The sequence below is a fragment of the Pseudomonas sp. S35 genome, from assembly GCF_009866765.1.
In the GTDB taxonomy this organism is placed as follows: domain Bacteria; phylum Pseudomonadota; class Gammaproteobacteria; order Pseudomonadales; family Pseudomonadaceae; genus Aquipseudomonas.
The window spans coordinates 2,073,612-2,098,307 of sequence record NZ_CP019431.1 but is presented as its reverse complement, the minus strand read 5'-3'; the positions used below and the strand labels follow the sequence as shown (position 1 = coordinate 2,098,307).

The 24,696-nt window shown below is 59.4% G+C and carries 25 protein-coding genes; 20 read left to right on the top strand and 5 right to left on the bottom strand.

The genetic code is table 11. The annotated features are described in order from the left end of the window. Positions 1–91 precede the first annotated feature (91 nt). The 8 genes from PspS35_RS09530 to PspS35_RS09495 all read left to right on the top strand — a co-directional run bounded on the left by PspS35_RS09530 (position 92) and on the right by PspS35_RS09495 (position 7,625). Positions 92–508 (top strand): NUDIX domain-containing protein, encoded by a 417-nt coding sequence (locus PspS35_RS09530; protein WP_159933860.1) that lies wholly within the window; start codon positions 92–94, stop codon positions 506–508. Continuing rightward, a complete protein-coding gene (locus tag PspS35_RS09525) occupies positions 505–1,110 on the top strand; it encodes an HAD-IA family hydrolase (RefSeq protein ID WP_159933858.1) in 606 nt (201 codons plus the stop codon). Before PspS35_RS09530 ends, PspS35_RS09525 begins: the two co-directional genes overlap by 4 nt. Positions 1,111–1,129: 19 nt before the next feature. Continuing rightward, on the top strand, positions 1,130–2,479 hold the full coding sequence (locus PspS35_RS09520) for an MFS transporter (RefSeq protein ID WP_159933856.1): 1,350 nt from the start codon (positions 1,130–1,132) through the stop codon (positions 2,477–2,479). 467 nt (positions 2,480–2,946) lie between these two features. Further along, positions 2,947–3,393: a TIGR03757 family integrating conjugative element protein gene (locus PspS35_RS09515; protein WP_159933854.1), complete on the top strand. Its 447-nt coding sequence runs from the start codon at positions 2,947–2,949 to the stop codon at positions 3,391–3,393. Next, complete coding sequence (locus PspS35_RS09510; RefSeq protein ID WP_159933852.1) at positions 3,390–4,337, top strand: TIGR03756 family integrating conjugative element protein; 948 nt, start codon at positions 3,390–3,392, stop codon at positions 4,335–4,337. Before PspS35_RS09515 ends, PspS35_RS09510 begins: the two co-directional genes overlap by 4 nt. Positions 4,338–4,347: 10 nt before the next feature. After that, the gene (locus tag PspS35_RS09505; protein ID WP_159933850.1) at positions 4,348–5,742 is read left to right on the top strand and encodes an integrating conjugative element protein; all 1,395 of its coding nucleotides are present in this window, start codon (positions 4,348–4,350) and stop codon (positions 5,740–5,742) included. Next, a complete protein-coding gene (locus PspS35_RS09500) occupies positions 5,739–6,086 on the top strand; it encodes a hypothetical protein (RefSeq protein ID WP_159933848.1) in 348 nt (115 codons plus the stop codon). The genes PspS35_RS09505 and PspS35_RS09500 overlap by 4 nt, the downstream gene beginning before the upstream one ends. A 15-nt stretch (positions 6,087–6,101) precedes the next feature. Then, entirely contained in the window at positions 6,102–7,625 is a 1,524-nt protein-coding gene (locus tag PspS35_RS09495) for a conjugal transfer protein TraG N-terminal domain-containing protein (RefSeq protein ID WP_159933846.1), read from the top strand. A 6-nt stretch (positions 7,626–7,631) separates the two neighbouring features. Here PspS35_RS09495 and PspS35_RS09490 read toward each other — a convergent pair whose 3' ends face one another. The 3 genes from PspS35_RS09490 to PspS35_RS09480 all read right to left on the bottom strand — a co-directional run bounded on the left by PspS35_RS09490 (position 7,632) and on the right by PspS35_RS09480 (position 9,338). Beyond that, positions 7,632–7,982, bottom strand: coding sequence for a DUF3742 family protein (locus PspS35_RS09490; protein WP_159933844.1), 351 nt, complete (start codon positions 7,980–7,982; stop codon positions 7,632–7,634). A gap of 84 nt (positions 7,983–8,066) precedes the next feature. Then, positions 8,067–8,699, bottom strand: coding sequence for an RES family NAD+ phosphorylase (locus tag PspS35_RS09485; protein ID WP_159933842.1), 633 nt, complete (start codon positions 8,697–8,699; stop codon positions 8,067–8,069). A 12-nt stretch (positions 8,700–8,711) separates the two neighbouring features. After that, positions 8,712–9,338, bottom strand: a complete 627-nt coding sequence (locus tag PspS35_RS09480) for an integrase (RefSeq protein WP_159933840.1) — start codon at positions 9,336–9,338, stop codon at positions 8,712–8,714. Positions 9,339–9,636: 298 nt separating this feature from the next. Between PspS35_RS09480 and mobH the strand changes: the two genes are divergently transcribed. The 8 genes from mobH (at position 9,637) to PspS35_RS09440 (ending at position 18,242) form a co-directional block, all read left to right on the top strand. Next, on the top strand, positions 9,637–11,451 hold the full coding sequence (mobH, locus tag PspS35_RS09475) for a MobH family relaxase (RefSeq protein WP_159933838.1): 1,815 nt from the start codon (positions 9,637–9,639) through the stop codon (positions 11,449–11,451). A 78-nt stretch (positions 11,452–11,529) separates the two neighbouring features. After that, positions 11,530–12,585 carry a lipase gene (locus tag PspS35_RS09470; protein ID WP_159933836.1) on the top strand — a complete coding sequence of 352 codons (1,056 nt, stop codon included), beginning with the start codon at positions 11,530–11,532 and terminating at the stop codon, positions 12,583–12,585. A 170-nt stretch (positions 12,586–12,755) separates the two neighbouring features. Next, positions 12,756–13,505 (top strand): hypothetical protein, encoded by a 750-nt coding sequence (locus PspS35_RS09465; RefSeq protein WP_159933834.1) that lies wholly within the window; start codon positions 12,756–12,758, stop codon positions 13,503–13,505. Further along, on the top strand, positions 13,502–13,804 hold the full coding sequence (locus PspS35_RS09460; RefSeq protein WP_159933832.1) for a hypothetical protein: 303 nt from the start codon (positions 13,502–13,504) through the stop codon (positions 13,802–13,804). Before PspS35_RS09465 ends, PspS35_RS09460 begins: the two co-directional genes overlap by 4 nt. A gap of 267 nt (positions 13,805–14,071) precedes the next feature. Next, the gene (locus PspS35_RS09455; RefSeq protein WP_202982121.1) at positions 14,072–14,647 is read left to right on the top strand and encodes a hypothetical protein; all 576 of its coding nucleotides are present in this window, start codon (positions 14,072–14,074) and stop codon (positions 14,645–14,647) included. Continuing rightward, positions 14,644–15,954 (top strand): lipase, encoded by a 1,311-nt coding sequence (locus PspS35_RS09450; protein WP_159933828.1) that lies wholly within the window; start codon positions 14,644–14,646, stop codon positions 15,952–15,954. The genes PspS35_RS09455 and PspS35_RS09450 overlap by 4 nt, the downstream gene beginning before the upstream one ends. Before the next feature lie 30 nt (positions 15,955–15,984). Then, the gene (locus tag PspS35_RS09445) at positions 15,985–16,554 is read left to right on the top strand and encodes a relaxation protein (RefSeq protein WP_159933826.1); all 570 of its coding nucleotides are present in this window, start codon (positions 15,985–15,987) and stop codon (positions 16,552–16,554) included. A 170-nt stretch (positions 16,555–16,724) separates the two neighbouring features. After that, positions 16,725–18,242 carry an MASE1 domain-containing protein gene (locus PspS35_RS09440; protein WP_159933824.1) on the top strand — a complete coding sequence of 506 codons (1,518 nt, stop codon included), beginning with the start codon at positions 16,725–16,727 and terminating at the stop codon, positions 18,240–18,242. Here PspS35_RS09440 and PspS35_RS09435 read toward each other — a convergent pair. Both PspS35_RS09435 and PspS35_RS09430 read right to left on the bottom strand, forming a co-directional pair. Beyond that, positions 18,223–18,657, bottom strand: a complete 435-nt coding sequence (locus PspS35_RS09435; RefSeq protein ID WP_159933822.1) for a hypothetical protein — start codon at positions 18,655–18,657, stop codon at positions 18,223–18,225. The genes PspS35_RS09440 and PspS35_RS09435 overlap by 20 nt on opposite strands. A gap of 287 nt (positions 18,658–18,944) precedes the next feature. Continuing rightward, positions 18,945–19,811: a helix-turn-helix transcriptional regulator gene (locus PspS35_RS09430; protein ID WP_159933820.1), complete on the bottom strand. Its 867-nt coding sequence runs from the start codon at positions 19,809–19,811 to the stop codon at positions 18,945–18,947. Between the two features lie 152 nt (positions 19,812–19,963). On the opposite strand from PspS35_RS09430, the gene hemA reads away from it, so the two are divergent. The 4 genes from hemA to asnB are packed head-to-tail and all read left to right on the top strand — an operon-like array spanning position 19,964 to position 24,659. Beyond that, positions 19,964–21,205 (top strand): 5-aminolevulinate synthase, encoded by a 1,242-nt coding sequence (gene hemA, locus PspS35_RS09425; protein WP_159933818.1) that lies wholly within the window; start codon positions 19,964–19,966, stop codon positions 21,203–21,205. Position 21,206: 1 nt separating this feature from the next. Further along, a complete protein-coding gene (locus tag PspS35_RS09420; protein WP_159933816.1) occupies positions 21,207–21,707 on the top strand; it encodes a GNAT family N-acetyltransferase in 501 nt (166 codons plus the stop codon). Then, complete coding sequence (locus PspS35_RS09415) at positions 21,704–22,777, top strand: Gfo/Idh/MocA family oxidoreductase (RefSeq protein WP_159933814.1); 1,074 nt, start codon at positions 21,704–21,706, stop codon at positions 22,775–22,777. Before PspS35_RS09420 ends, PspS35_RS09415 begins: the two co-directional genes overlap by 4 nt. Before the next feature lie 28 nt (positions 22,778–22,805). Then, positions 22,806–24,659: an asparagine synthase (glutamine-hydrolyzing) gene (gene asnB, locus PspS35_RS09410; protein ID WP_159933812.1), complete on the top strand. Its 1,854-nt coding sequence runs from the start codon at positions 22,806–22,808 to the stop codon at positions 24,657–24,659. Positions 24,660–24,696: the final 37 nt, after the last annotated feature.

Here is a 24,696-nt window from a genome sequence, read left to right as displayed (position 1 = left end):
ATCCGGCATACGTCCAAGGCGATCGCCCCCAGGGTGAGTGGCTCGCTGGAGCGAGTCAACAGCTTTTCCAAAGTAAAGAGGAGATCTGATTATGACCACCATTGGTGTATTTGCTAATATCCTCAACGAAGACGGACAGATCCTTTGCGTCCAGAGAAACTACGCACCTTATGGGTGGACGGTTCCTGGCGGGCGGCTTGAGGATGGAGAATCACCCGAGGAGGGCGTAATTCGGGAGGTTCTTGAGGAAACGGGATATCGCGTTATTGTTGAGAATCTCGTTGGCATTTATTCTGCGCCATTTAAGTCAGACCTAGTAATTTACTTCGCATGCAGAATATTAACTAGAGAGGCTTGGCAACCAGACTCAGAAATTGCTGCCGCCGAATTCTTTCCAGTCCAGAATCTCCCCTCTCCAATGAAGAACAATACGCGAATAAGAATTCAGGACGCTTGCACAGGCAAGACAGGCGTGTGGAGAACGTTCTCGAAAGAAGAGCACTCATGATGAAAGTCAATAAAAACAAACAAGCGATTTGTTTCGACGTTGGTGGTGTTCTGGTCAAATTAGGGCCGCCCATTTCATCGTGGCTCGATCCCCTTGATCATTCAAGACTCGAGGAGCTTCTTAATAGTTACAGCTTGGGCGAGTTGGCGCCCGAGCTGTTTTTTGCGGAACTAAAAAAGATCAGCGGCCACCCCGATAACGCCATTCCAATTGAAAAATGGTTTGTGGAGAAAAGATTGATCAGTCCTTTCTCGGGGGCATCCGCAATGCTTTCAAAGTTGCTTGAGGCCGGCATTGAAGTTTTTTTGTTCTCAAATACCAACGAAACGCACTGGGATTTCATCCGCAAGTTTTCATTTTCCTACGACCATGCATTCCTGTCATTCATGATGAAAAAGAAAAAGCCAGATCCCGACTCCTTCAAAGAGGTTGAAAGAGTCACAGGCTGGGCTGGCAAGGAAATTATTTTCTTTGATGATTCGGCAAGTAACGTACTCATCGCCAGTAGCCGCGGATGGAGCGCACACCTGGTGACTGGCGAAAATCCGATCAACGATATTTCCGAAATTCTAAGATTAAGTTATCAAATAAAAATTCACTAATCTACACGGTAAGTGCGCCATGAATTCGCCCATTTCAGCCAAGAAAAGATCTGTGGCCATGATGGCGATTCTATTAGGAGTGGCTATGGCCATTCTTGATACCTCGATGATAGGCATCGCTCTTCCGAGAATTGCACATCAATTAGAAATTTCGGCATCTAATTCTATTTTCATAGTCAGCGCATATCAGATTGCAATGGTGGCATCGCTGCTTATCTTTTCTGCCATTGGTGATATTATTGGTCATAAGTCAGTATATATATTTGGAGTAGTTACATTCTCATTGTCCTCATTGGGTTGCGCAATTTCTCCATCCTTTGAATCACTAGTATTGCTCCGCTGCGCTCAAGGTCTAGGAGGAAGTGCATTGGCTGGAGTTAACATAGCAATTATAAGAAACATTTACCCGCCCCATCTCTTTGGGAGAGGTATTGGGATTAGCGCATTGGTAGTAGCTTTGTCATTCTGCGCGGGGCCTTTGTTTGCTTCTCTTCTTTTGACATTTGCCTCATGGAAGGTCATTTTTGTTCTGAATTCTGTAATCGGGCTTGCAGTTTTTTTATTCTCAATATCGTTTATCCCTAATGACTCAAAGAAGCTACGGGTTAAGATTCCATGGTGGGATTTTTCAGTAGTCTTTGCTACCTTTCTTCTGCTGTCTTCATCTCTTGCAATGGTGGGAGGGGGTGGAAATGATCAGGCTCGTCTAAAGCTGGGTGGATTGACTTTGGTAATTGGTTTTTTTCTTCTGGCCTATAGTCCACACTCTGTGCTGAAATTTCTACCTGCAACCTCTAATAGAGGAGGATTTATCACGGCAACTTTGATAACTTTCTTTGGCTATATTTCACAAGGCGCCGCCCTCATCTCGCTGCCCTTCTTTTTCTTTGTCGAGCACGCTGCGGGGTTGGGCGCCTCCGTTAAAGTGATGTTCTTCTGGTCTTTGCTTTCCGGATTTTTCGCCTACTTAGCAGGACTATGGTCGGATAAAATAGAGCCCACGTACTTGCTGGTAACGGGCTTGTTTTTTATGCTCATAGGTGTGACTCTTTTGAGCATTCTGAACATTAAATCAACGCCGTGGTTTGCGCCACTATTTTCAGCATTGGCTGGGGCCGGATTTGGCATGTTCCAAACTCCCAACTTGAGGCTTCTTTTGAGCTTTAGCGCAAGAGAAGAAAGCGGAAGAGCCAATGGAGTGCTAGCCACTCTTAGGCTGCTAGGACAAATGATAGGCGGCTTAGTGACCGCAGTCTTTCTTGGCCTCGATCCTATGAATGGTGCGCGCTGGTCGTTAATCGCAAGCGCCTCTTCTGTACTAATCTCTTTTGGCCTTTCTATTTTACTTGCGAAAAACTTTTTAAAATGAACGCATGTTATTTATAGAGTTAGGGCTCGCAAATTGCGCCTTGGATCTTGGCTTTCGCAGCATTTTATTTAACGGCCCAAAAAAGGGCTGTTAGGCTCTAAGGGGACGGACTCTGTGGATCACACTCGGTCGTCGATGAATGGATGTGCCGAGCGTCAGCATTAGCGTCAATTTTTGTCGAGCCCAAGTACATAGCGCTTCCTGCGGATTAGCACGCCGATGCAGAGGCCCGTCAGGAAGCTTCCGTTGGGTAAGGCAAGGCGCGCTTCGAATAGTTCGTTGACAACTGCGAAGCGCAACCTGCTATAGCGCAGCGCTTCATTGATCACTGCGGGGCTTCGGCTCCCGCTTTTCTTTGCGGCGAGATAGGCAGGTATGCGGGGTGCCCGCAATGCGCATTGTTTGTGGGTGCCGCATCGGGTTCGACGTTTGACTATGGTCCTGATCAAACTTCAGGGACATGCAACATGCCAGCAACTTTTCCCAGGTTTGCACCAGGCTGGCGAGCCCTTGGCCTGGGCGTTGTCCTACCAGTATCCCTGGCTGTATTCAGCCCGGCCACACTTGCTGCCGATGTGCTGGTCATCACCGACAGCCGTCATCCGGTCAGGGCCATGGGCGGCGAGCAGCTGATTGAGCTGGACGAAGCGCCCCGGATCGAAGCGGAGCTTTCTGCGGCACTGCCCGCCGATCCCGAACAGGCGACAGCCATCGCTAAACGTCGGATGGATCAAGGCGGTGTCGACCTTCAGCGCCGCATCGCCCTCGCATACCAGGGCGTCACCGACGCATGGAGCCTTGGCATCACCACCATCCCTGCCGTCGTGGTGGACCGGCGCTATGTGGTCTATGGCGAGCCGGACGTCGCGCGTGCCGTCGCGCGCATCGAACAGCATCGGAGGCCACAGCCGTGATCCGCCCATTCGACCTGTTGCGCCGCCTGCGTGTCGCGGTGGCCTCGCTGCTGTTAGTCAGCGCCACCGCCAGCTATGCCCTGAATACCGCGACCATCGTCGGTTCAGTGGCATCGCCAGATTGCCTGGAGTACCGGGTGGTGGGCATTTGCTACTGGCTCTACTGCACCGTGACCGGCTGCACGGTGCGCACGTCCGTCAAAGTGCGGCATTACATCCCCGATGCGGTCGTCTCCAGCTACAACAACACTGGCGAAAACCCTTGGGTCGAAGTACGGGCGATGAGCATGCCCAACCCCTCGGCCCAGGCAGGTGGCGACGGCACCGCCAGCGACGACCACGAAAACAACCTCGCTAAGTTCAAGAACGCCGATGTCATCGGTCATCCCGGCGTTGAGGTGTTCAACCGGTTCGTATCGTCATCGGGCTACTTCTGCGAAGGCGCGGGCACGGCGTTCATGCCGTATCTGCTCAGCACCTTGGACACGCTGGCCTGGCGCTACAACGTGCCCGAGATGGCCTACCCGGAGGCACTGATCCCTGGGATGCGTGAGGTCGGCGCACGCTCGACGTTGAACCTCTGGGGCAATGTCTATCCGCGCGGCGGCTTCCTGCACCAGACGGACGACCACAAGACTGGTGCCGTGGTGGCCCAGCGTGCGGGCGATGTGATCACGCGTCGCGGGCAGATCCACGTCTACCAGCCGCTGCTGGCGAACTCGTGGCCCGGCTACTGGCCTGCCGGCGCGCTGATGGAGGGTGATGCCTCGACCGGCAAGTGGCAGGAACTCACGCCCGTCCTGTCCTCGTCCTGCGCGGTCTTCCCGCGCGGCGGTTCCCTGACACAAGCCCAGCAAGGCGACTACGCCTGGGCGCTGTGGCGGCCCTATGCGTGCTGCGAACGCCGGGGCCAGGTGTTCCTCGGCAGCGTCGATTTCTATTGAGGAGACGGCGATGAAGCGTCCTGAACTGATGAACCTCTCCACCAAGGCACGCCGCCTGCTGCGCCCTACGGCGCTGGTCGGCGCGCTCGCCCTGGGATCCGGCCTGGCATGGGCGCAGACTGGCTTCCAGACCGGCGGGCCCGTCATCGGCGATGAGGTGATGTACTCGATCGGCGGTGGCAGCGCGGTGTCCATGGGCCGCGCGGCAGGCATGCGTTCGATCGGCGTCGGTGCGGGCTGGAACAGCAACCTGATCTGCGGCGACATGAGCATCCAGACCACGCTGAAAAACCAGCTCAACGGTGTCACGAACGGTTTCCAACAGATCATGAGCAACGTGATCCAGAGCGCTACGAGTGCCGTGGCGTCTCTGCCTGCGCTGATCATCCAGCGCGCCGATCCAGGCTTGTACAACCTGCTCACAAATGGCGTGCTGCAGGCGCGGCTGGACTACGATCGCTCGAAGCTGACGTGCCGCGCCATGGCCGAAAAGATGGCCGACAAGGCGGGAGGACAGCTTGGATGGAGCCAGATGGCGGAAAGCATGGCGCTGCGCGATGCGGTATCGAGCACAGACGCCGTGTCGGCGATCGAGCGGGCAGAAACCAAGCGCGGCAACGATGGCGTGCCCTGGGTGGGTGGCAGCAACGCCGGCGGCGCGGGCCAGCCGGCCATCCGAGTGATCGGCGATGTCACTCGGGCTGGCTACAACCTGGTCAATGGCCGCGGCGTGACCGACACGTCATCCATAGATCAGACGAGTTGCTCCACGCTGTCCTGCCAGACCTGGAACTCACCACAACAGGCGATCGAATGGGCTACGCGGGTCCTGGGCGAGAAGGAGCAGCGCACTTGCGATGCTTGCATCAAGACCGAGACAGTGCCCGGCGTAGGGCTAACGCCGCTGATTCAGGAGGAGTACGAGGCGAAGCTGGAAGCCTTGCAGGAACTGATTTCGGGAACGCGCAACACGACGTTCGAGAACCTGCGCGTAGCTGGCAGCACCTCGCTGCCTATCACCCGCGGCGTCATCGAGGCGCTACGCGACGAGCCGGATCAAGACCTGCTGGCGCGGCGCCTGGCGTCCGAGGTGGCGCTGTCGTCGGTTCTGGAGAAGGCATTGCTGCTCCAGCGGACCCTGCTGACGGGCAAGAAGGAGCCCAACGTGGCGGCCAACGAGTTGGCGGTCGAGACCGTGAACCACGAGAGCGACGCGCTCAATGGGGAGATCCAGAACCTCAAGACCGAGCTGGAACTGCGCCGCGAGTTGGCCAACAACTCGCCGATGGCCATCATCCAGCGCCACGGCACGCGCGCGGCGGGTTCGCGCGGCATCTACGAAGGCGACCCAGTGCCAGACCGCCTCGATCAATTGCAGAAGGGTAATCCGGGAGGCCGGCCATGAGCATGACTTGGCTGCGGCCGCACTGGCTGTTCAGCCGGCGCGCGGCGAAGGCGCTGCTGTGGACGGTGGTGATCATTGTCGTTGCCGTGGGGACCAACATTGCCGGCATCTACCTGGTCGGCAGCGTTGCCGGTTGGGAGCAGTGGCTGGCGGCCGGGGCAGGCTATTTCCTGGTGTGGCGACTGTGCCTGTACGGGGCGACAGCCTACGGATGGGTCTGGATGCGGCGCCGGCTATTGGCACGCGACGAAGACGCGCAGGCGCGGCGCCGTCTGGTGCGCAGCGAGATCGCCGGCGTGCTCGCCATCGTGGCGCTGGAAACCAGCCTGCTGATGCAGGGCTGAGGGGAGAGTCAGGCAATGACGCTTTTCACGACCGACTACCTGGAGTACTACCTCACCCTTGTCTCCTGGATCGTCAATAACGGCATCTGGGCCGTGTTGGTATCCAGCGGGGTGTTCGCCCTCCCCTTCGTGGCGATCATCCTGCAGGAATGGCTCAAGGCGCGCACGGAAGGTGCCGACGAAGGCAACAAGGGTGTGCTCTCGGCTGCGCGCATCGAGAACCGGGTGTTCGTCGCCATCGTGGTGGTGATGTTTGCCGGCATCCCTTTCATCGACGTCGACCTCAACACCATCCAGTACGACAGCTCACGCTCCGCGCAGTGCCAGGTCAGCGTGCCGCAGCCTGCCGATACAGGCTGGTCGCAGTCCTTCTCGACCCTCAACAACCAAAGCGCCAAGTTGCCGGTGTGGTGGGCCTTCATGCACGCGCTCTCGCGCGCTGTCACGGGCGCGTCTGTTGCGGCAATCCCCTGCGGCACCGATCTGCGGCAGATGCGGATGGAGATCGACGCCACGCGCATCGACGATCCAGTGCTGGCCCAGGAAGTGGCAGATTTCACCCACGACTGCTACGGGCCGGCCCGTGCCAAGTTGTTCATGCAGCGCCCGCAGCTCGACGAAGAGCAGATGCACGATGTCACCTGGATCGGCTCGCGCTTCTTCACGGACACGGCCGGCTACTACGACAGCTATCGCTCCAGCACCCCGCGCGAGGACTGGCCCTACGACAGCAACCGCGATGCAGGGCTTGCGCAGGTGTCCAGCGGCGGCGGCTACCCGAACTGCCGCCAATGGTGGGCCGATGGCAGCAACGGCCTACGGGCACGGCTGCTGGGCCAAGTGGACCCCAACCTGCTTACCCGGCTGGCAGGCTGGGCTGGATTCCTGAGCCGCAACCAAGTGGACGATTCGGTGATCCGCGCAATCGCTTCGCCGCGGCAACAGAAGCTCAATCAGGGCTCGGTCTATACGGACTACGGCGGTCAGATTGACAAGACATTACCCAACGTCGTCAACCGTGCCACCAGCGATGTTGGCTTGGCGGTTGGTGCCCTCGCCGCCTTCCCGGCAATGGACGTGGTGCGCCAAGCACTGCCCATGGTGCTCGCACTGCTCAAGATGGCGTTGGTGATCTGCATTCCGCTGGTATTGGTCGTGGGCACCTACGACCTCAAGACGGTCGTCACGGTTAGCGTCGTGCAGTTCGCGCTGTTCTTCGTCGATTTTTGGCTCCAGTTGGCCCGCTGGATCGACAGCACCATCCTCGATGCGCTCTATGGCTGGGGCTGGGGCTGGAACCGGCCGCACAACAACTTCGATCCGCTGGTCGGCTTGAACAATGCGTTCGGCGACATGCTGCTGAACTTCGTCATGGGGGCGATGTTCATCGTGTTGCCAACATTCTGGATCATGGCCTTGTCATGGGCAGGCATCCGCGCTGGCAACGTCCTGCAAGGACTCGCCAATGCAACGGGGGACGCCAAGGCTGCCGGGGCTAAGGGCGGTGGCATTGCGATCAATGCTCTGTCAAAGAAATAAGGACTGTTATTCGTCGTCTTCGACGTGCGGATCGATGCGAAATCCGTCGTAGGTGTACAGGCCGAATCCAGCAGAGCCGTTTCGCCACTCCGGCTCGGGCGGGTCGTCGGCCAGTCCGGCGTTGCGCGCGACCCATGCGGCCACTACCGCAAACACCAGCAGCAACACTAGCCAAGACATGGTGTACAGCAGCACACCGAGAACGGCCAGCTTGACCACCCACACCGCCAAGGCAGCTCCAACCACCGGCACCCCCTTGGAGGCGAGCCAACTCGACAACCTTCGCTCGCCGCGCGCATAGGCGCGCCATCCACGGCCGAGGCGTTCTGCGGTGCTGATGCGAGTTGTCGTGTTCATGGTCGTCTCCTGCTACACGAGGATGCCTATTCCAGCTTGGTCCAATTCATTCTGCTTGGAGCTTCAATGTGTTCTCTTGCTGCTTCAGGACGCTTCGTCATCCGGTTCAACCGGGCCAGGGTCGGGCTCCACACCGATGCGATAGGTGGCGACGAAACCCGGCCAGTCCACATGGTCAACCAAGTCGATATCCTTGATGACCTTGACTTTCGCTTCCGCGCGCTCGAACAGGGCAATGCTCTTGGCGGGATAGTTGTTGCGCGACGGATAGAGCACCCCGTCGAACAGCGGCAGGCCATCGTCTCCGAGCATCGCATACACCTGGGCGGACACCTGTTGTGTGTGCGTGTAGTCGCGACTGGCCAATTGCTCCAGGTTCAAGCCGAAGTAGCCCGCCATGACGCCCGGTGCCGTGAGATCGGCCAGGCGCACATCGTTCAGAACGCCCACGGCGCGCACCATACGGCCCTGGACTTCTTTCAGCGCGATCGAGCGTTTCGTGTCTGCAAGCCACTGGTGCTTGTGGAACACCGATTCCATCAGCGCCGTTGGTAGATCGCGGCCCAGGTAGAGCACGCCGTAGGCACGCGTCGGGGCGTCGTAGCGGTTCGTGCTGCTGCGGCCATAGTGCAGTGGGCTGCCCCGATAGACGACGCGGCTCACATGTTGGAGCAGGTCACCCGCATTGATCAGGAATGACGGTAGCTCATGACTCATGGCAGCCTCGCCTCAATGCACCTGAACGCCCAGCACGTTGAACACGGCCTCAGCTACGACGTCGATCGAGTCTGGCGTCACCGCATCCACCGGCGAACGCCCGCCCAACCCTTCGAGCGGTTCGGACAGCGCACCGTAGATCGTCCAGTTGTCGATGCCCTCTACCTCCTGAAGCACGGCTTGGGTCAACTGCTGCTTCACCGGGTCGAGTTGCCAGTCGGGCAGCTTCTGGCCGCGCGGCCCCACGTTCAGTGCCAGCAACCGACGGGCGAGGATGTCCTTGTAGATCTGCTGACGCGACTTGTCCGCCAACTTGGCAAATTCGGGGATAGGCACGTTATGCGGCTGGTTAAAGGTTTCCAGCAACACGGTACGGCCTCGCTGGACTTCGGTTTCATTCGGTGCCCAGCGTGTGTCGGCGCGCAGCGCGGACGCCTTGCGTTCCAAGGTCCGCTCCATCGTCTCCATTTCCAAGCGGGCGGGAAGCTCCACGGCCTCTACACGCTCGTGGACGAACGCCTGCAACTCGGCCGCGAAAGCCCCGACATCTCGGATATCGACAATGGCGGCGAAGCGGCGCACGTCCTCCTCCGTAACGCGCGGCAGGCGGTCGGCAATGAGTTCGACGGCATTGGACATGATCATCTCCAGGCGATGTGAGGTAGATCAAACTTTAGTCTCACTAGTCGCCTTTGTCAACTTTGTCGCCCTAGCAAGAACCCACGTGGCAGAAATGGCGTCCGCGCAGCATAGGCCGACCGCCCAATCCACACGAACGGGTTCCACATTGACGCTGGAACCGCAATCTACGTCCCGCTATACCGAAACGGTTAAAGGCCAAAGGGCAGAAATGGCAAGGGAATGGGGTGCAAGGGGAAAGGCCCTACCCCGAAAAGGCCAAAAGGCCTCCCGGTCGGCCCACCACCAGGACACCTACATGCTCTCCCTGTTCCAGCGAAAACAGGCTTCGGTCGCTGCCGCCCCGTCGCCAGCACCCGCCCCTGACCTCCCGAAAGGGCTGACGCGGCCGGAGACGGCCGCGTCCCTGCTCGCCACCCCGCGCCGACAGAAGTTGTTGGAACACATCTGGCAGCGCACGTCGCTGTCTCGCCGGCAGTTCGACACGCTGTATCGCACGCCCTTGCAGCGCTACGCCGCGCTTGTGCAGCAATTCCCCGCTTCTGAGAGCCACCACCATGCCTACCACGGTGGCATGCTCGACCATGGGCTTGAAATCGTGGCCTACGCGCTCAAGCTGCGGCAGTCCTACCTGTTACCTGCTGGCACAACACCCGAAGACCAGGCCGCACAAGCCGAAGCCTGGACCGCCGCCACCGCCTACGCCGCGCTGCTTCACGACATCGGCAAGATCGCAGTTGACCTGCATGTCGAGCATGCCGACGGCAGTGTCTGGCACCCATGGCATGGTCCGCTGAAGCAACCCTACCGATTCCGCTACCGGGAGGATCGCGAGTATCGTCTGCACGGTGCAGCTACCGGCCTGCTGTACCACCAGGTGATCGATCGCTTCATCCTAGACTGGCTCAGCGGCTTCCCATCATTGTGGGCTGCGCTGCTGTACGTCATGGCAGGACAGTACGAGCATGCCGGGGTGCTCGGGGAACTAGTGGTCAAGGCCGACCGTGCGTCCGTCGCCCAGGAACTGGGAGGCGATCCGGCAAAGGCGATGGCCGCACCGAAACACGCTTTGCAGCGCAAGCTGCTGGATGGCCTGCGCTATTTGCTCAAAGAAGAGTTGAAGCTCAATCAGCCCCAGGCGTCCGATGGCTGGCTGACGCACGATGCGCTGTGGCTCGTCAGCAAGACCGTCTCCGACAAGTTGCGCGCTCACTTGCTGGCACAGGGCATCGATGGCATTCCTTCAAACAACACCGCCGTATTCAATGTGCTGCAAGATCACGGCATCCTCCAGGCAACACCCGAAGGCAAAGCCGTCTGGAAAGCCACGGTCACCAGCGAGACCGGCTGGTCGCACAGCTTCACGCTGCTGCGCCTGGCTCCAGCACTGATCTGGGAAGCCGCAGAACGCCCACAGCCTTTCAGCGGCACCGTAACCGAAGAAGCCTCGGCGGGCGAGGTGGTCGAGGACAACAGCGACTCCCCTGGACCTTCGCCCGATCCCGTCGATTCCCCTTCGTTTGTGGACGCATCCGCGGCAATAGTCGCCGAGTCCGAGCCGGCTCAAGCCAATGCGATGGAAGATTTGCTGTCGCTTATCAGCGAACCTGCTCTTTCGGCACAGCCTGCTGTAGAAGAGCCATCTGCGGACTTACAAGCATACGAGGCGAAGCTCATTGCCAAGCCAAGCCAACCAAGCAATCCAACGGGAGGCACTTCATCGCCGGTATTGCCTTCAGCCCAACACTTCATCGTCTGGCTAAAACAGAGCATCGAGTCACGCAAGCTGATCATCAATGATGCCAAGGCACTGGTGCATACAGTCGCCGATACTGTTTACCTGGTCAGTCCCGGCGTCTTCCAGCGCTACGCCCAAGAGCACCCGCAAATCACCGCGCTGGCTAAGCAGGAGAAAGTGCAGGAATGGCAGTGGGTGCAGAAGCACTTCGAGAAACTGCTGCTGCACCGCAAGCAACACAATGGATTGAACATCTGGACCTGCGAGGTCATCGGGCCACGCAAATCACGGCAGTTGCACGGCTATCTGCTGCAGGATCCCAGACACCTGTTTGATGAAGTACCGCCCAACAATCCATATCTGCGCGCCCCCTAAAGCCGTAGGCCCGGCTTCTGGACCGGGCTTACGTTCGATCGTCAGCCCATGCAAGATGGATTGTTGGCGGACGGTGGCATGGTTCTCACCCGCCACAACGCACAGGTGGCGGATGCCATCGAACTGACCCGGCATGCACTGGAGATGGCGGAACGCCAAGCTAAGCGAGATGGTTACCGGCCCGAAGTCACCGTCACCGGCCATTCCCTTGGCGGTGGCCTGACCCAGATCACGGCACATCATTTCGGCCTCAAGGGCGAGACCTTCAACTCCTACGGCGCGGTCAGCCTGGACCGGCGCATTCCCGAAGGCGGCCACGATGTCATCAATCACGTGATGGCTGGCGATCCGGTAAGTGCCGCCAGCCGGCACTACGGTGAGGTGCGGGTGTATGCCACGCCGAAGGAGATCGCTACGTTGGAGCTGGATGGTTACGACAACAGCCGTAGCGGGCTGGATGCACGTAATCCGCTTGCGGCGGCGGTTAGACTGGGGGGGTCGCACCGCATGCACAACTTCCTGCCGGTGGATGGCAACGGCAGGCCGGACCACTCGGTGCTGGAAGATCCGGAAGCGCGGCAATTGGCGCAGCACTATGCGCCGATGATCGACAAGTATCGCGGTGACGTGGCGTCGTTGCGCAGCGGCGTCACGCTCGGAGCACGCGGCTGGCAGGGCTTGGCTGACGATGCTATCGATGAACTGCGCGGACCACTGGCGCCCGGCGCCGGACGCAGCGCCATTGGCGTACCGACATGGCCCGAGCATATGCAGCAGCTGCACGACACGCAACAGCACAGTACCGCGCCTCAGGGCTGGCAGACCCCACTGCGGGTGCCTGGGCACGAGAATGCGATACAGGTGGCGAATGGCGAGCCCTCCTCCACGTTGCATAACGATCCTGCCGTGTTCCTCGACCGCATGCTGGCCGCCTCGCAGAACGGCGACCGGGGCCTGTTCCGGCAGATGACGCAGGAACTGGCCAATGCCGAGCCTGGCCGCGCGCTTCGCGCCGAGGCGATCGAAACAGTGAACCGACAAGAGCACCAGGCTGCGCAGCAAGCGTTGCAGACACAACTGCAACAAGCCGACATGCAGCAGCAGGAAATGCGCGTCGGTGCGCGCAGCCGCTAGTGCCCCCCGCCTGGCACTAGGCAGACCGTTGAAACAACGGCAACTTGGCTAACAACCACCTCGGCAACGAGATCAAGTTCTTCTGATTGTTGATGATCTCCTGGCCAGAGACCGTGTTCTCGGCGACCCAAACTACCGAGACTCAGAGTTCACAAGACATGGAGAAATCGATGCGAGCTTCAAGAATAATTTATTTTTTTCTATTTAATCTTTCCCTGGCCAGCTATCTAACTGCAGCTGAAGCAGCCTCTTGTGAAGCCAATTTTCATACGAGTAGTGCGCCGAATGTCTTGATGTTCAGCACATGGAGAGAGTCACAGACACTAAATGCACGTGACGCTATAGTGCAATTTCATCAAATCGCCGAAAAAGAAGGATTCGTTATCGGCGAAAAAAGAAATGAAAAAGGCAAAGTAAAGTTAGATTTCTTTCAAAAAGCCACCAACAAGTGTCGCGGGTTTCAGTTACTTGCCACTGCAGACGAAAATCTTAATACGTTGACGGTTATTGCAGCATTGCCTCCAGGAATGGAAGCGAAGCCGGAAGACATGCGCAACGCCATGTGCGGAATGTTGGCGAAAGTAAGGCTTGACGAAGTGGGTGCTAGGAACGATGTTGCTGCGGAGCCCACAGCATCAACGTCTAGCAAACTCAACGTGCTGCAGCCTAAATCAATATTCGACCTTGGCGCTGCTCAAGCTGCTCTGGAACTGGGCACTTCCACCATTAAAGGTACAGCTTGCGTGGTGCATCGTGTAGAAAATGGGGAGGCACTTACCTGGCGCGCAACCAATCTGTGTCGCTCTTTCCGGCCACACCTTACCTCAACGAAGCAATTCAGCTTTCATCAAAGCTCAAGAAGGGGCGCGACACTCTTGAAGTGTCCCCTGTCGCTATGCAGGTTCGTGTTGATGGCATGACCAATGACAAAGGTCAATTTCAATTCTCCAATCTCAAACCTGGAAAATATTATCTCCTCACGACAATGGCGCTGGCAGTTCAAGGGAGCACAACGACGGACTTGGGCACTAGCTTCGAGGGAGTCAATGGAAGGCCTACACTCACGACCTACTATAAAAATGAGAAATTCACCTCCATGTTTGATGATGTGCTTGAGAAGTTTGTTGAAATCAAGGCTCCCGGGCAAACCGTAAAAGTTACGTTGTCGCCCAAAGGCTTCTTCAAAGGAAGGGCAGGAATTTTTGGATGTATCCAGTAGTGCGATTTAACCCCTGGCGCCTTGGTTAATTGTTGGGCCAAAGACGCACTGGGCCTCGGCATGGTGGCGCTGGGGTACAGCACGAAATTCTAGTTATTTTTTACTTGGTGCTGCATGGCTGAATATAAATATTAACTATTGCTGACGGAGAATCGCATCATGGCCACATGGGTTGCTTCACAACAATCGCCCTCAGCATGGAAGGGTGCATGAAAATCCATGGCGTCAGTTGTATCTTTTGTTTTTCTCTTAGCGGGGTGTAACCCGATGAATGCTGCTCCTGGCAAGACAGATGCCGATGGAGATCCGATCTACCGCAAAAATCCTCATCCCACCCAGGCGTATCGGATCACGATGACTATCGAGGATGCGCCAGGACCGTTTGGGCATGTATCGGGAATGGCGTTCTATCAGATGACCAACCATACGCAATGTACGCCGATGGAGCCGATCGAGGGTGTGTGGAGCAAGTCGAAGGAAGATGGAATACCTATTCACTTTCAAAAAATCAGTGAAGCCAAATATGTGGCAACCATATATGCCGATGGGATGGTCGATGCCGACTACTATGGCAAAGGCGTTTGTCACTGGGAGCTTTCGAGTGCCGATATTTCGCTGAGGGCAACAGGCGCCCCCAAAGAGACAAGATTCCAGCCAGGAATATATAAAGACAAAATTATTAGCTCCACGCCAGAGGTCACATATTTTTGGTCGGGTGGGTACCCCAGAGATGAGATGGATAATTATCCGGACACGGGCAATTCTGATCCGACCAAATTTAAGCAAGAGTTGCGCAATCAGTTGTTCAAGATAACCCTGGTTTCCACCAAGGAAGTGCCATGAGCCTGACCAGTCAACAATATGCTGCGCTTGCCGAAGACGTCTATCACAAGCCCCTCGAAACAGGCGAAAACAGCCGAACTGTCAATATCGGCGGTGTTCCCTATAAACGCGTCGAATACATGGATAGCCCGTCAGGCTACCAAGGCATCATTTATCGGAGAGCTGACACCGGCGAAATCGTCGTTGCCCATCGCGGCAGTGAGTTCGGCCGACAGCCGATACAAGATGGTTTATTAGCGGATGGTGGCATGGTCGCCACTCGTCACAACGCGCAGGCAGCAGACGCCATCGAACTAACCCGCCATGCAATGAACATGGCGGAGCATCAAGCCAAGCGTGCTGGCCATCGGCCCGAAGTCACCGTCACCGGCCACTCCCTCGGGGGCGGCCTGACTCAGATCACCGCACACCACTTTGGACTAAAGGGCCAAACCTTCAATGCGTATGGGGGGGTCAGCCTCGACCGTCGCATTCCAGAAGGCGGCCACGATGTGATCAATCACGTGATGGCTGGCGATCCGGTCAGTGCGGCCAGCCGGCACTACGGCGAGGTGCGGGTCTACGCTGCGCCGAAGGAGATCGCCACGCTGGAGCAGGCTGGTTACGACAACAGCCGCAGCGCGCTTGACCTGCGCAATCCGCTTGCGGCTGCGGTTGGCCTAGGGGACTCGCATCGCATGCATAACTTTCTACCAGTCGATAGCGACGGCAAACCGGATCGTTCAGTGCTGGAAGCCCCTGCCGCGCAACAATTGGTGCAGCAGCACGCGCCAATGATCGAAAAGTATCGTGGCGACGTGGCGTTGCTGCGGAATGGGGTGACGCTCGGCGCCCGCGGCTGGCAGGGTGTGATTCTTGATGGTATCGATGAACTGCGCGGACCGTTGGCGCCGGGCGCGGGCCGAAACATCATCGGGGTACCCAACTGGCCGGAGCAGATGCAGCAACTACGCGAAGAGCGCGATCACAGCCACGCGCCGCAAGGCTGGCAGACAACACTGAAGGTGCCTGGCCACGAGGAAGGCGCGGGCGCGCTGAAGAACACGGCATCCCTCACGTTGCACGACAACCCCTCTGCCTTCCTCGACCGTATGCTGGCAGCCTCACAAAACGGCGACCGCGACATATTCCGGCAGATGACGCAGGAATTGGCCAGTGCGGAGCCTGGTCGCACGCTGCGCGCCGAAGCGATCGAAACGGTGAACCGACAAGAGCACCAAGCGGCGCAGCAAGCGTTGCAGACACAACGGCAACAAGCAGACATGCAGCAGCAGGAAGCACCGCGCATCGGTGCGCGCAGCCTCTGATCGTCCACACGCCCTATTCTAGGAAGCATGATGAACCAGTCCGAAACGCTGGCGCTGGCGAGCCAGGCCGCCGCGCTGATGGAACAGTTCGAGCGCAGCTGCGCCGACCTTGGTCGACAACAACAGCGACTCGTACAGCACCTCGAACAAGTCACGCAATCATTGCCGGGCGTGACCGTGCGTTCGGTGCAGGAGACATTGCAGCGTGTTCCGGATGCTTTGATCCGGCAGGTGCAGAACGGCCTTGACGAGTCCGTCGCCGGCTTTGAAAAGCGGCTGCAGCACGCGGGCAATTTGATCAGCGGGGGCGCGCAGTCGCTGGCCGCCCAACTCAAGCACGTCGAGCGCATGCAACGCCTGCTGCTGTGGAAGAGCGCCGCCGTCACGCTTGGGAGTTTGCTGCTGTTGCTCGCTGGCGGCGGTTGGCTACTGATGCAGTACCGCCAAGACATCCGCGACAACCAACTACGCGCGGAGCTTTTGCGCGCTTACAACGCAGCCGACGTGACGCTATGCGAGGGTCGCCTATGCGCCAATACCGAGACGCAGGGACCTGCCTACGGTGATCGCCGCCAGTACCGGCTCGTACGTTCACGATGACGCCCGTGCATAAAAGCAGCCCATCCCTGACCCCGACAAGTGCTGCGATCGAGCCGCCACCCTCTTAAAGTGGTCGCCTTGTAGCCATTGACGGTACGGGGAGCAATTGTCTACCGCCCGTGTTGGATGGACTTCTATAGTTGCCCTGTATCCGTACCAGGGAGGGGCACATGGCTGCAAAGGATTTCGCCAGGGGGTGTCTGCTCAGCATCGTTTACTGCGCTGCGTTTCTTCTGCTTCGACGCTGGTCCGTCGATCAGTGGTATCTGCCCGCAGGGCTCCGCCTGGTGACGTTGCTGCTCTTGCCGTGGCGCCAATGGCCTTACCTGCTGGCCGGCGATGCGGCCGCGGTCTTGATGCTCCGTGTTCCGTTGGTGGAGTCGCGTGGCTACAGCGCCGCATGGGCCTACATCAGCGCGATCTTCTTCATGCCGGTCGCTTCTTTGCTGCCCTTGATCGCCCGCAGCCATATCCCCGATCTCATCCGCAAGGACCATTGGCTCCTCGTGCTCGCGTTGACCATGGCAATTTGGGGGGCTTGCGCCAGCTTGGCCTTCAATGCTGTCCTCGGTGGCCCTCAAGTGTCGGCGTTGTGGCACACGCTGGTGAAGTACGCACTGGGCGATTTTCTCGGCATGTTGATGCTGCTCCTGCCGGCGTTGCTCTGGCAACGTCGGCCAAGGAGCGAAAAGGAAGCAGCGGCACTTCTGCGCCACGGAATCTGGACGCTCGCCGCGGCCGGCGTGCTGTTCGTGGGGATCACCGTAGCCACCGACGTGCTGCTTAAGCAGTTGCTCATGCTCGCGCTGATCGCGCTGGCAGTCGGGTTGACGCTGCGGCACGGCTGGCGCGGTGCGGCGCTCGGTGTCGTGGTGGTCAACGTGGCTGTGGCGCTGTCGCTGCCCAAGGTGAGCATCGACGGGTTCTTCAGTGTCGATGTCTTCAATGTCCAGTTGCTGCTCAGCGCCGTGGCGATCGGTCTTGTGGCTTTCGGTACGCAACTGTCGGCGGCATATGAGAGCGCCCGCAGTTTCAGCCGATCCAGGGACCGGGCGCTACAGATGGCCCATTCCGGCTATCTGTCGGCAGAACGCGTGATGCGAAACCGGGTGGTCGAGTACATGGACCTCCACATCCAGTTCAACCGGCTGCGTCGAAACCCGATCACTTATCTGCGCGCACGCGGTCACTATGCGGCGGCGATGGAGATGACCCGCAACGGGGTGATCCAGGAAAAGTTGCTGGATGACTATGTGACTGCGCTCTATCCGTTGGAGATCGAGACGCACGGGCTCTACCACGTGCTGGCCTCCGTCTCCCTCGCAAACAAGTGCGACACCGAGTTTTGCTGTCGCTTGATTGGAGACCCACGAAGAATGTCGATCGGCCTGCAGCTTGCCGCGTATCGTTGCCTGCTCAACGCGGTTGAGTTCTTGCCGATGGCTCGACGGCATCTGGTCAAAGCACGAGTTTGGCAGTCGCGCGGACGGCTGGGCATCGCCGTCCGAGTCATCGCCGACGCATCGGTGCTCGATGCGGTTCCGCGCGGCGACGAGACGCTGGAGAGTGAGTTTTTGGACCGGCTTACAACGCATGGCGGCGTCTCTCGCCGCCGCCATGCATTGAGCCTTAGCTTCCTTCTCTCAGAACCCCTTCAAGATCGCTTCATCAGTTCTCGGATGTCGTAAATACCCAGGCATTGCCCTGCGCTGTCTGCAAGGCTCTGATGGCGATCGGACCCGATCGATAGATCAAAGTGCCCGAGCTGTCATTGGCGCTAGCGGAGATCGTGATGCGGTTCACGTCCGTTCCTATGGGCATGACCCACGTCGTTTCGCTGATGCGGCCGATGGCCGCGCGCACCAGACCGTTTGCGTCGTTGACTTGCAGATACTGGACGCCATCTCGTTCAAACGCATAAACCCGCCATGCCGGATCGACCGCAAGATTGGTCGCCGGCGGCATGCTTTGACCCAATCCAGTGGTCGCAGCAATAGTGTGCCCATCGCTCGGACAGCATGCCTGCGCCATTGCACTGGTTGAAAGCGCTGGGCCGACCATGAATCCAGCCACGATCGCCAAGATCTTCACCTTCTGTTTCATCACTCGTCCTCGCCCCGTCTGGGGAATGCGCCTGATCGTCAGGCGTCCCTACGGTACGCGTTTCAGCCACTACTTGGTGTGTTGGGGCGACTTCTCGATTCGGGCATGCGTAGATCATTTCCCACTAAGCAGTGTCCGTGTCTTGAGCATCCAACGGACCTTCTCATTGCGGGGGGCACTACCTGCTGGAAAGTTGCTTCTCCGGACTCGGCGCCTACGCGCTGGCGGAGTATCTTGGGAGATTAGTCGCAGTGCGGCGACTGTCGGGTTTGGGTACTACCGTCGCTTTACGCGGACGTGTTTTGTTGAAATCCGGATGACCTTAGCCACCCGGAAAAGCCCTTGCTGTCATCCCCATCTTCCATTGCAGCGTAATAGAAAAGTCGCAGGTGATGATCCTCATCTATTGTCAATTTTGAATACTCGAATGCGACGTGTCCAAGCTCCTCAATCCGTAAGCGTCGCCACCCGTGATCCGGGCCGTGAATGTCTTGCTGCTGCCACCATTCCTTGAAGTCTGGAGAGACTTTTTCCAGGTCCTTGATCAAGGCGCAGATATCGGGCTCCTGCGTCGCATTGACGAAATCTCTCCTGAAGTGAGAAAGCATCTGCAGTGCTTGATCCTCCCAGGGATCGAAAAGCTCTTGGGTGAAGGGATCAGCAAACAGCATCCACAACAAATTGCGCCGCTCCGGCGCATGCGAGGAAAAGCGGAACACCTTGTCGGCAGCCTGGTTCCAAGCCAACACGTCCCATCGTAGGTTGATCACATAGGCGGGGCGTAATGCCAGATCCCCCATGAGCCGATGGACCACCTGTGGGACGACACACCACGTCTTACCGGGCTCAGCGGGTGGGCGCTGCTGAGTAAGAAGGTAGAGATAGCGTCGCTCGGCCGCATCCAGCTTTAGGACCCGCGCAAGGTTGTCCAAAAAAGTCGCTGACACACTGATGTCTCGCCCCTGCTCCAGCCACGTGTACCAGGTCAGCCCGACGCCGGCCAATGCTGCCACCTCCTCGCGGCGCAGCCCCGGCGTGCGACGGCGCGCCCCAGACGGAAGTCCGACCTCTGAGGGCGCTAGACGCTCGCGCCGACTCCGCAGGAACTCGGCCAATTCCTTTCTGACACGTCCCATATTGCGAACAATACTCATCCAATCACTTTTAGTAACAGTATAAACAGTTAAATTGTAATAGCTAAAAACGCCGCACACAATCACTTCGGCTCGCCATCTCGGCCGTTCTTGGCCGGCAGTAGACAGCTGCCAAAACGCATATGAGGTGTAAAAAATAAGGAGAAATGAGCATGTACCAAAGTTTGCTGAGTGAAAAACTGAGTGAATTGAAGGCTTCCGGGCAGTACCGGACTTTCGTGACCTTGAATCGGATCCGTGGAAAATATCCGCTGGCGCGGCTCGAAGGCGAAGACAACCGTCCCGTCGTCATTTGGTGCAGCAATGACTACCTCGGGATGTCACAGCATCCGAGCGTGTGCAAAGCGATGCACGAGGCGATCGACATCTATGGCGCCGGCTCGGGCGGTTCGCGCAATATCGGCGGAACTCACGGGATCTACTGCCAGCTGGAGCGCAGCTTGGCCGACTGGCATGGCAAGGAGGCGGCGCTGGTATTCCCGACCGGCTTCAGCTCCAACGATGCGACGTTGCAATGCCTGCTGCGGCAGATTCCCGACTGCGTGGTGATCAGCGATGAGAAGAACCATGCGTCCATCATCAGTGGCATTTGCGCGACCCGTGCCGAGCGTCAGGTGTTCCGTCACAACGATGTGGCCCACCTGGGGGAGCTACTGGCGCGCTACCCGCGCGAGCGGCCGAAGATCGTGGTGTTCGAGTCGGTGTACTCCATGGACGGCGATGTGGCGCCTATCGCAGAGATCGTGGCGCTGGCCCGCCACCACAACGCGCTGACCTTTCTCGATGAGGTGCATGCGGTGGGCATGTACGGTCCGCGCGGCACCGGACTGGCGGCGCACTTGGGGGTCGCCGATCAGGTGGACTTGATCCAGGGCACGATGGCCAAGGCGATCGGCGTGATTGGTGGTTACATCGTCGGCGCTCAATGGCTGGTTGACGCCATCCGATCGTTCGCCACCGGCTTCATCTTCACCACGTCGCTGCCGCCCGCGGTAGCGGCCGGTTGCCTGGCCAGCGTCGAACACCTGAAGGAGCAAACCGCCGAGCGTGACCGGCTGCATGCACAAACCCGGCGCCTGCGCCAAGCACTGGCCGAGCGGCGCATTCCGGTGATGGCGTGCTCCACCACACACGTGCTGCCGGTGCTGGTCGGCGACGCCGGCAAGTGCAAGGCTGCGGCGGAGCGGCTGCTGCGTGTGCATGGCATCTACCTGCAACCGATCAATTTCCCCTCGGTGGCAGTGGGCACCGAGCGCTTCCGCGTCAATGCCACGCCGAACCACAGCGATGCGCAGATCGACCAGCTCGCCGAGGCGCTGGAAGAGGTCTTCGGGCATTTCGACATTCCGCTGCTAGCACACGGCGCCGCCGACGCCCTGCAGGAGGCGTCGTGAAATGTCGAACGCATCCTGGAAGATTCGCCCGGCCACACCATCCGATATCGAGGTGCTGGTAGCGCTGCGCGCTCATCTGCTGGATGGCGCGTCAACGGCAAGCTATGCGAGCCGCACGTCCGAGGAACGCTTGCGCTGGAAGGCCGCCTATCGGGACTGGCTGAAGCCAGTGCTAGCAGGTGGCGAGCACACGAGAATCGCCGTCGCTGACCGGGACGGCGAAGTCGTGGCCTGCGCCACCGGCCTCATCGATTCACGCCCGCCTGCGCCGGACTGCCTGAGCGGCTGGTGCGGCTGGGTCCAGTCGGTGGTGGTGTCGCCGCCGTGCCGACGCCAGGGCATCGCCGAGAGGTTGATGCACGAGTTGTTGCAATGGTTCGCCGAGCGCGGCGTGACCAAGGTGCTGCTGGAGACCACCCCGGCCGCCGAGGCGTTGTACCGCAAGCTGGGTTTCGTGCGCGGCGTGGAAGGACTACTGAGTCTGTCGGGAGGCCGGCCATGAAGCTGCTGATCATCGGACTGGGCTATGCCGGCAGGCGCTACCAGCGTGCCTTCCGCCATCTTGCTGGCACGCTGGACCTGCCGCTCGACATAGCCTATGTGGCACGCCAGCAGCGCATCGGCGAAGCCCTGCCCTACTACCCGGACGTTCGTCGCGCGCTGGCCGAATTCCACCCCGACGTGGTGGTGGTCAGCGTCAACGATCATGCGCACGTTGGCATCCTGCGCGACCTAGCCGGCTTCACGGGCTTCGTGCTCTGCGAGAAGCCGCTGGCCGCGCCGGGGGATGGCTGGCCAGACGCTTGCGCCGGACTGGCGAGTGCTCAGGGCTTTGCGTTGGATCTGGTGGAGCGCTATTCAGAGGCCAGCCAGCGGCTGAGGGACCGGGTGGCCGAGCAGGCGTGGTCGCTGATCCGCGCCAGCTTCCATTGGGGCAAAGACCGGCTGAACGACTATCGACCCACCTGCGGCGTGAGCAGCGAGGTCATCCATGCTCTGGACCTGGTGCAGTGGATCGGCGCGCCTGGCGAAACGTTGCGCCTACGGCAGGCGATCGGCATCGGCTCGGACTTTTCCCTTTCCGGCCCCGATGTTCCGGACACCGTGTTGCTCACAGCGACCCTGGGCGACGCGGTGGTGGCCGGCTACAGCAGCTTCGTCAACATCCAACGACAGCGCACCGTGGACTTCTCTTTCGCCGATCCGGCCGGCCGGATCTTCCACGCGCGCATCGTCTACGACACCCCGGCCTGGGACCACGACGAGTTGCGCATCTGGACCCGCGACAGCGAAGGACGGGAGGTGCTGGTGGATGCCTTCCGGACCGACCCGAGCGAGGTCGGACTCGAAACACTGCTCAAGCTGTCGCGCCTGTGCGAGGACGTTACGCGCGTGACTGCACTGGGTGGAGCACCTCGGCAACCCTTCGCCGGCCTCGATGAGGCGATCCGCCTTCAGGCTCTGCTCGACGGCATCGGCCGGCAGATCGGCACGCTGCCGCTTGCCCGCTATGTACGCGGCGCGGCGCGGTTGCTCATACCCCAGAGCGCAGACCTTGAGAGCTTGGGCTAAGGCTTAACAACCATTTCAGGAGTGATTTATGTGTGGAATGACCGGCTGGCTTGCGTTCAGCCATGACCTGACGACGCACCGCGACACTTTGCAGCGCATGACCGATACCCTGGCACCGCGCGGCCCCGATGCGCAGGGCGTGTGGATCGACGGCCCTATCGGGCTGGGGCACCGGCGTCTGTCGATCATCGACTTGGAGGGCGGCCGCCAACCGATGGTCGCTGAGCATGGCGGTCACCGTGCCGCTGCGGTCATCAGCTACACGGGAGAGGTCTATAACTTCCCGGAGTTGCGCCGCGAATTGCTGGAGCGCGGCCACCGCTTCGAGACCCGCAGCGACACCGAGGTGGTTCTGCGTGCTTACCTGGAATGGGGCGAGGCCTTCGTTGAACGGCTCAACGGCATGTACGCCTTCGCCCTCTGGGATCGACTGACACAGCAACTGCTGCTGGTACGCGACCGGATGGGCGTGAAGCCGCTGTACTACTTCCAGACCGACGACGGCGTGGTGTTCGGCTCCGAACCCAAAGCCCTGCTCGCCAACCCGAGAGTGCCTCGCAAGGTGAATGCCGATGGGCTGCGCGAAGTGCTAGAGATGGTCAAAACTCCGGGCCACGCGATCTTCGCCGGTATGCGCGAGGTGCTGCCGGGCGAGCTGGTCAAGATCAGCCGTGCGGGCCTGTCGCGCCATCGCTATTGGGCGCTGCAGGCCCATGAGCATGAGCACACGCTGGAACAGACCGTCCGCCATACCCGCGACCTGCTGGAGGACATCGTTGATCGGCAGATCGTCGCCGACGTGCCGTTGTGCAGCCTACTGTCCGGCGGCTTGGATTCCTCGATCATCACCGCCCTGGCGTCCAAGAAGCTGCTGGCCGATGGCAAGGACAACATCCGCTCGTTCTCAGTGGACTTCGCCGACCACGGCGGAGGCTTTACCGGCGATGCGGTGCGCGGCACCCCCGACGCCCCCTTCGTGCGTGACCTGGTAAGGCGCATCGGTTCTACCCATGGTGAAATCGTTCTGGACAGCAGCGAGCTGGCCGATCCGGCGCTGCGGGCCAAGATCGTTCAGGCGCTGGACCTGCCACCTGCATTCTGGGGCGACATGTGGCCCTCGCTGTACCGCCTGTTCCAGGAGATCCGCCGACATTCGACCGTGGCCTTGTCAGGCGAGTCGGCCGATGAAGTGTTCGGCGGATATCGCTGGTTTCATGATCCAGAGGCGATCGCTGCTCAGACTTTTCCGTGGCTGACCTCTGCGACTGGCAAGTATTTCGACGGCAAGACGCTGTTCGCGCAAGACCTGCTGGACACCTTGCAGATGGACACCTTCCTGCGCGACAGCTACAGCCAAGCACTGGCCGAGACCCCAGTGCTGTCCGGAGAAGATGCGACCAACCGGCGCATGCGACAAATGAGCTACGTGAATCTGACACGCTTCGTACAGACGCTGCTCGACCGCAAAGATCGCATGAGCATGGCGGTGGGCCTGGAGGTGCGCGTGCCATTCTGCGACCACCGCCTGGTTGAGTACGTCTTCAACATCCCTTGGGAAATGAAGTCCTTCGACGGCCGGGAGAAAAGCATCCTGCGCGCCGCCACGCGCGACCTGCTTCCGGACAGCATCGCCGAGCGGGTCAAGAGTCCATACCCCTCGACGCAGGATCCGGCCTATGAGCGGGGACTGCGCGAGTCGCTCGTCGCGATCCTGGCCGATCCGGCAGCGCCAGTGTTGCCGCTGCTCGATCGGCAACGTATCGCAAACACCCTTGCGAAACCCCTCGGGAATCTGTCTCCCATGTACGACCGAATGGGAATGGAGCTGGCCATCGGCTTGAACACCTGGCTCGCCGAATACCGCGTCGAACTCACTCTTTGATCCATCGCTGTGAAGCGCGTCGTACCGTGGCGCGCCT

Coding starts and splice junctions, on each gene's coding strand:
- PspS35_RS09500 (WP_159933848.1), top strand. CDS start 5,739: ATGAGCATGACTTGGCTGCGGCCGCACTGGCTGTTCAGCCGGCGCGCG.
- PspS35_RS09525 (WP_159933858.1), top strand. CDS start 505: ATGATGAAAGTCAATAAAAACAAACAAGCGATTTGTTTCGACGTTGGT.
- PspS35_RS09465 (WP_159933834.1), top strand. CDS start 12,756: ATGCGAGCTTCAAGAATAATTTATTTTTTTCTATTTAATCTTTCCCTG.
- asnB (WP_159933812.1), top strand. CDS start 22,806: ATGTGTGGAATGACCGGCTGGCTTGCGTTCAGCCATGACCTGACGACG.
- PspS35_RS09470 (WP_159933836.1), top strand. CDS start 11,530: ATGGTTCTCACCCGCCACAACGCACAGGTGGCGGATGCCATCGAACTG.
- PspS35_RS09480 (WP_159933840.1), bottom strand. CDS start 9,338: ATGTCCAATGCCGTCGAACTCATTGCCGACCGCCTGCCGCGCGTTACG.
- PspS35_RS09450 (WP_159933828.1), top strand. CDS start 14,644: ATGAGCCTGACCAGTCAACAATATGCTGCGCTTGCCGAAGACGTCTAT.
- PspS35_RS09435 (WP_159933822.1), bottom strand. CDS start 18,657: ATGAAACAGAAGGTGAAGATCTTGGCGATCGTGGCTGGATTCATGGTC.
- PspS35_RS09415 (WP_159933814.1), top strand. CDS start 21,704: ATGAAGCTGCTGATCATCGGACTGGGCTATGCCGGCAGGCGCTACCAG.
- PspS35_RS09515 (WP_159933854.1), top strand. CDS start 2,947: ATGCCAGCAACTTTTCCCAGGTTTGCACCAGGCTGGCGAGCCCTTGGC.
- hemA (WP_159933818.1), top strand. CDS start 19,964: ATGTACCAAAGTTTGCTGAGTGAAAAACTGAGTGAATTGAAGGCTTCC.
- PspS35_RS09455 (WP_202982121.1), top strand. CDS start 14,072: ATGAATGCTGCTCCTGGCAAGACAGATGCCGATGGAGATCCGATCTAC.
- PspS35_RS09495 (WP_159933846.1), top strand. CDS start 6,102: ATGACGCTTTTCACGACCGACTACCTGGAGTACTACCTCACCCTTGTC.
- PspS35_RS09530 (WP_159933860.1), top strand. CDS start 92: ATGACCACCATTGGTGTATTTGCTAATATCCTCAACGAAGACGGACAG.
- PspS35_RS09505 (WP_159933850.1), top strand. CDS start 4,348: ATGAAGCGTCCTGAACTGATGAACCTCTCCACCAAGGCACGCCGCCTG.
- PspS35_RS09485 (WP_159933842.1), bottom strand. CDS start 8,699: ATGAGTCATGAGCTACCGTCATTCCTGATCAATGCGGGTGACCTGCTC.
- PspS35_RS09460 (WP_159933832.1), top strand. CDS start 13,502: ATGACCAATGACAAAGGTCAATTTCAATTCTCCAATCTCAAACCTGGA.
- PspS35_RS09490 (WP_159933844.1), bottom strand. CDS start 7,982: ATGAACACGACAACTCGCATCAGCACCGCAGAACGCCTCGGCCGTGGA.
- mobH (WP_159933838.1), top strand. CDS start 9,637: ATGCTCTCCCTGTTCCAGCGAAAACAGGCTTCGGTCGCTGCCGCCCCG.
- PspS35_RS09420 (WP_159933816.1), top strand. CDS start 21,207: ATGTCGAACGCATCCTGGAAGATTCGCCCGGCCACACCATCCGATATC.
- PspS35_RS09440 (WP_159933824.1), top strand. CDS start 16,725: ATGGCTGCAAAGGATTTCGCCAGGGGGTGTCTGCTCAGCATCGTTTAC.
- PspS35_RS09430 (WP_159933820.1), bottom strand. CDS start 19,811: ATGAGTATTGTTCGCAATATGGGACGTGTCAGAAAGGAATTGGCCGAG.
- PspS35_RS09445 (WP_159933826.1), top strand. CDS start 15,985: ATGAACCAGTCCGAAACGCTGGCGCTGGCGAGCCAGGCCGCCGCGCTG.
- PspS35_RS09520 (WP_159933856.1), top strand. CDS start 1,130: ATGAATTCGCCCATTTCAGCCAAGAAAAGATCTGTGGCCATGATGGCG.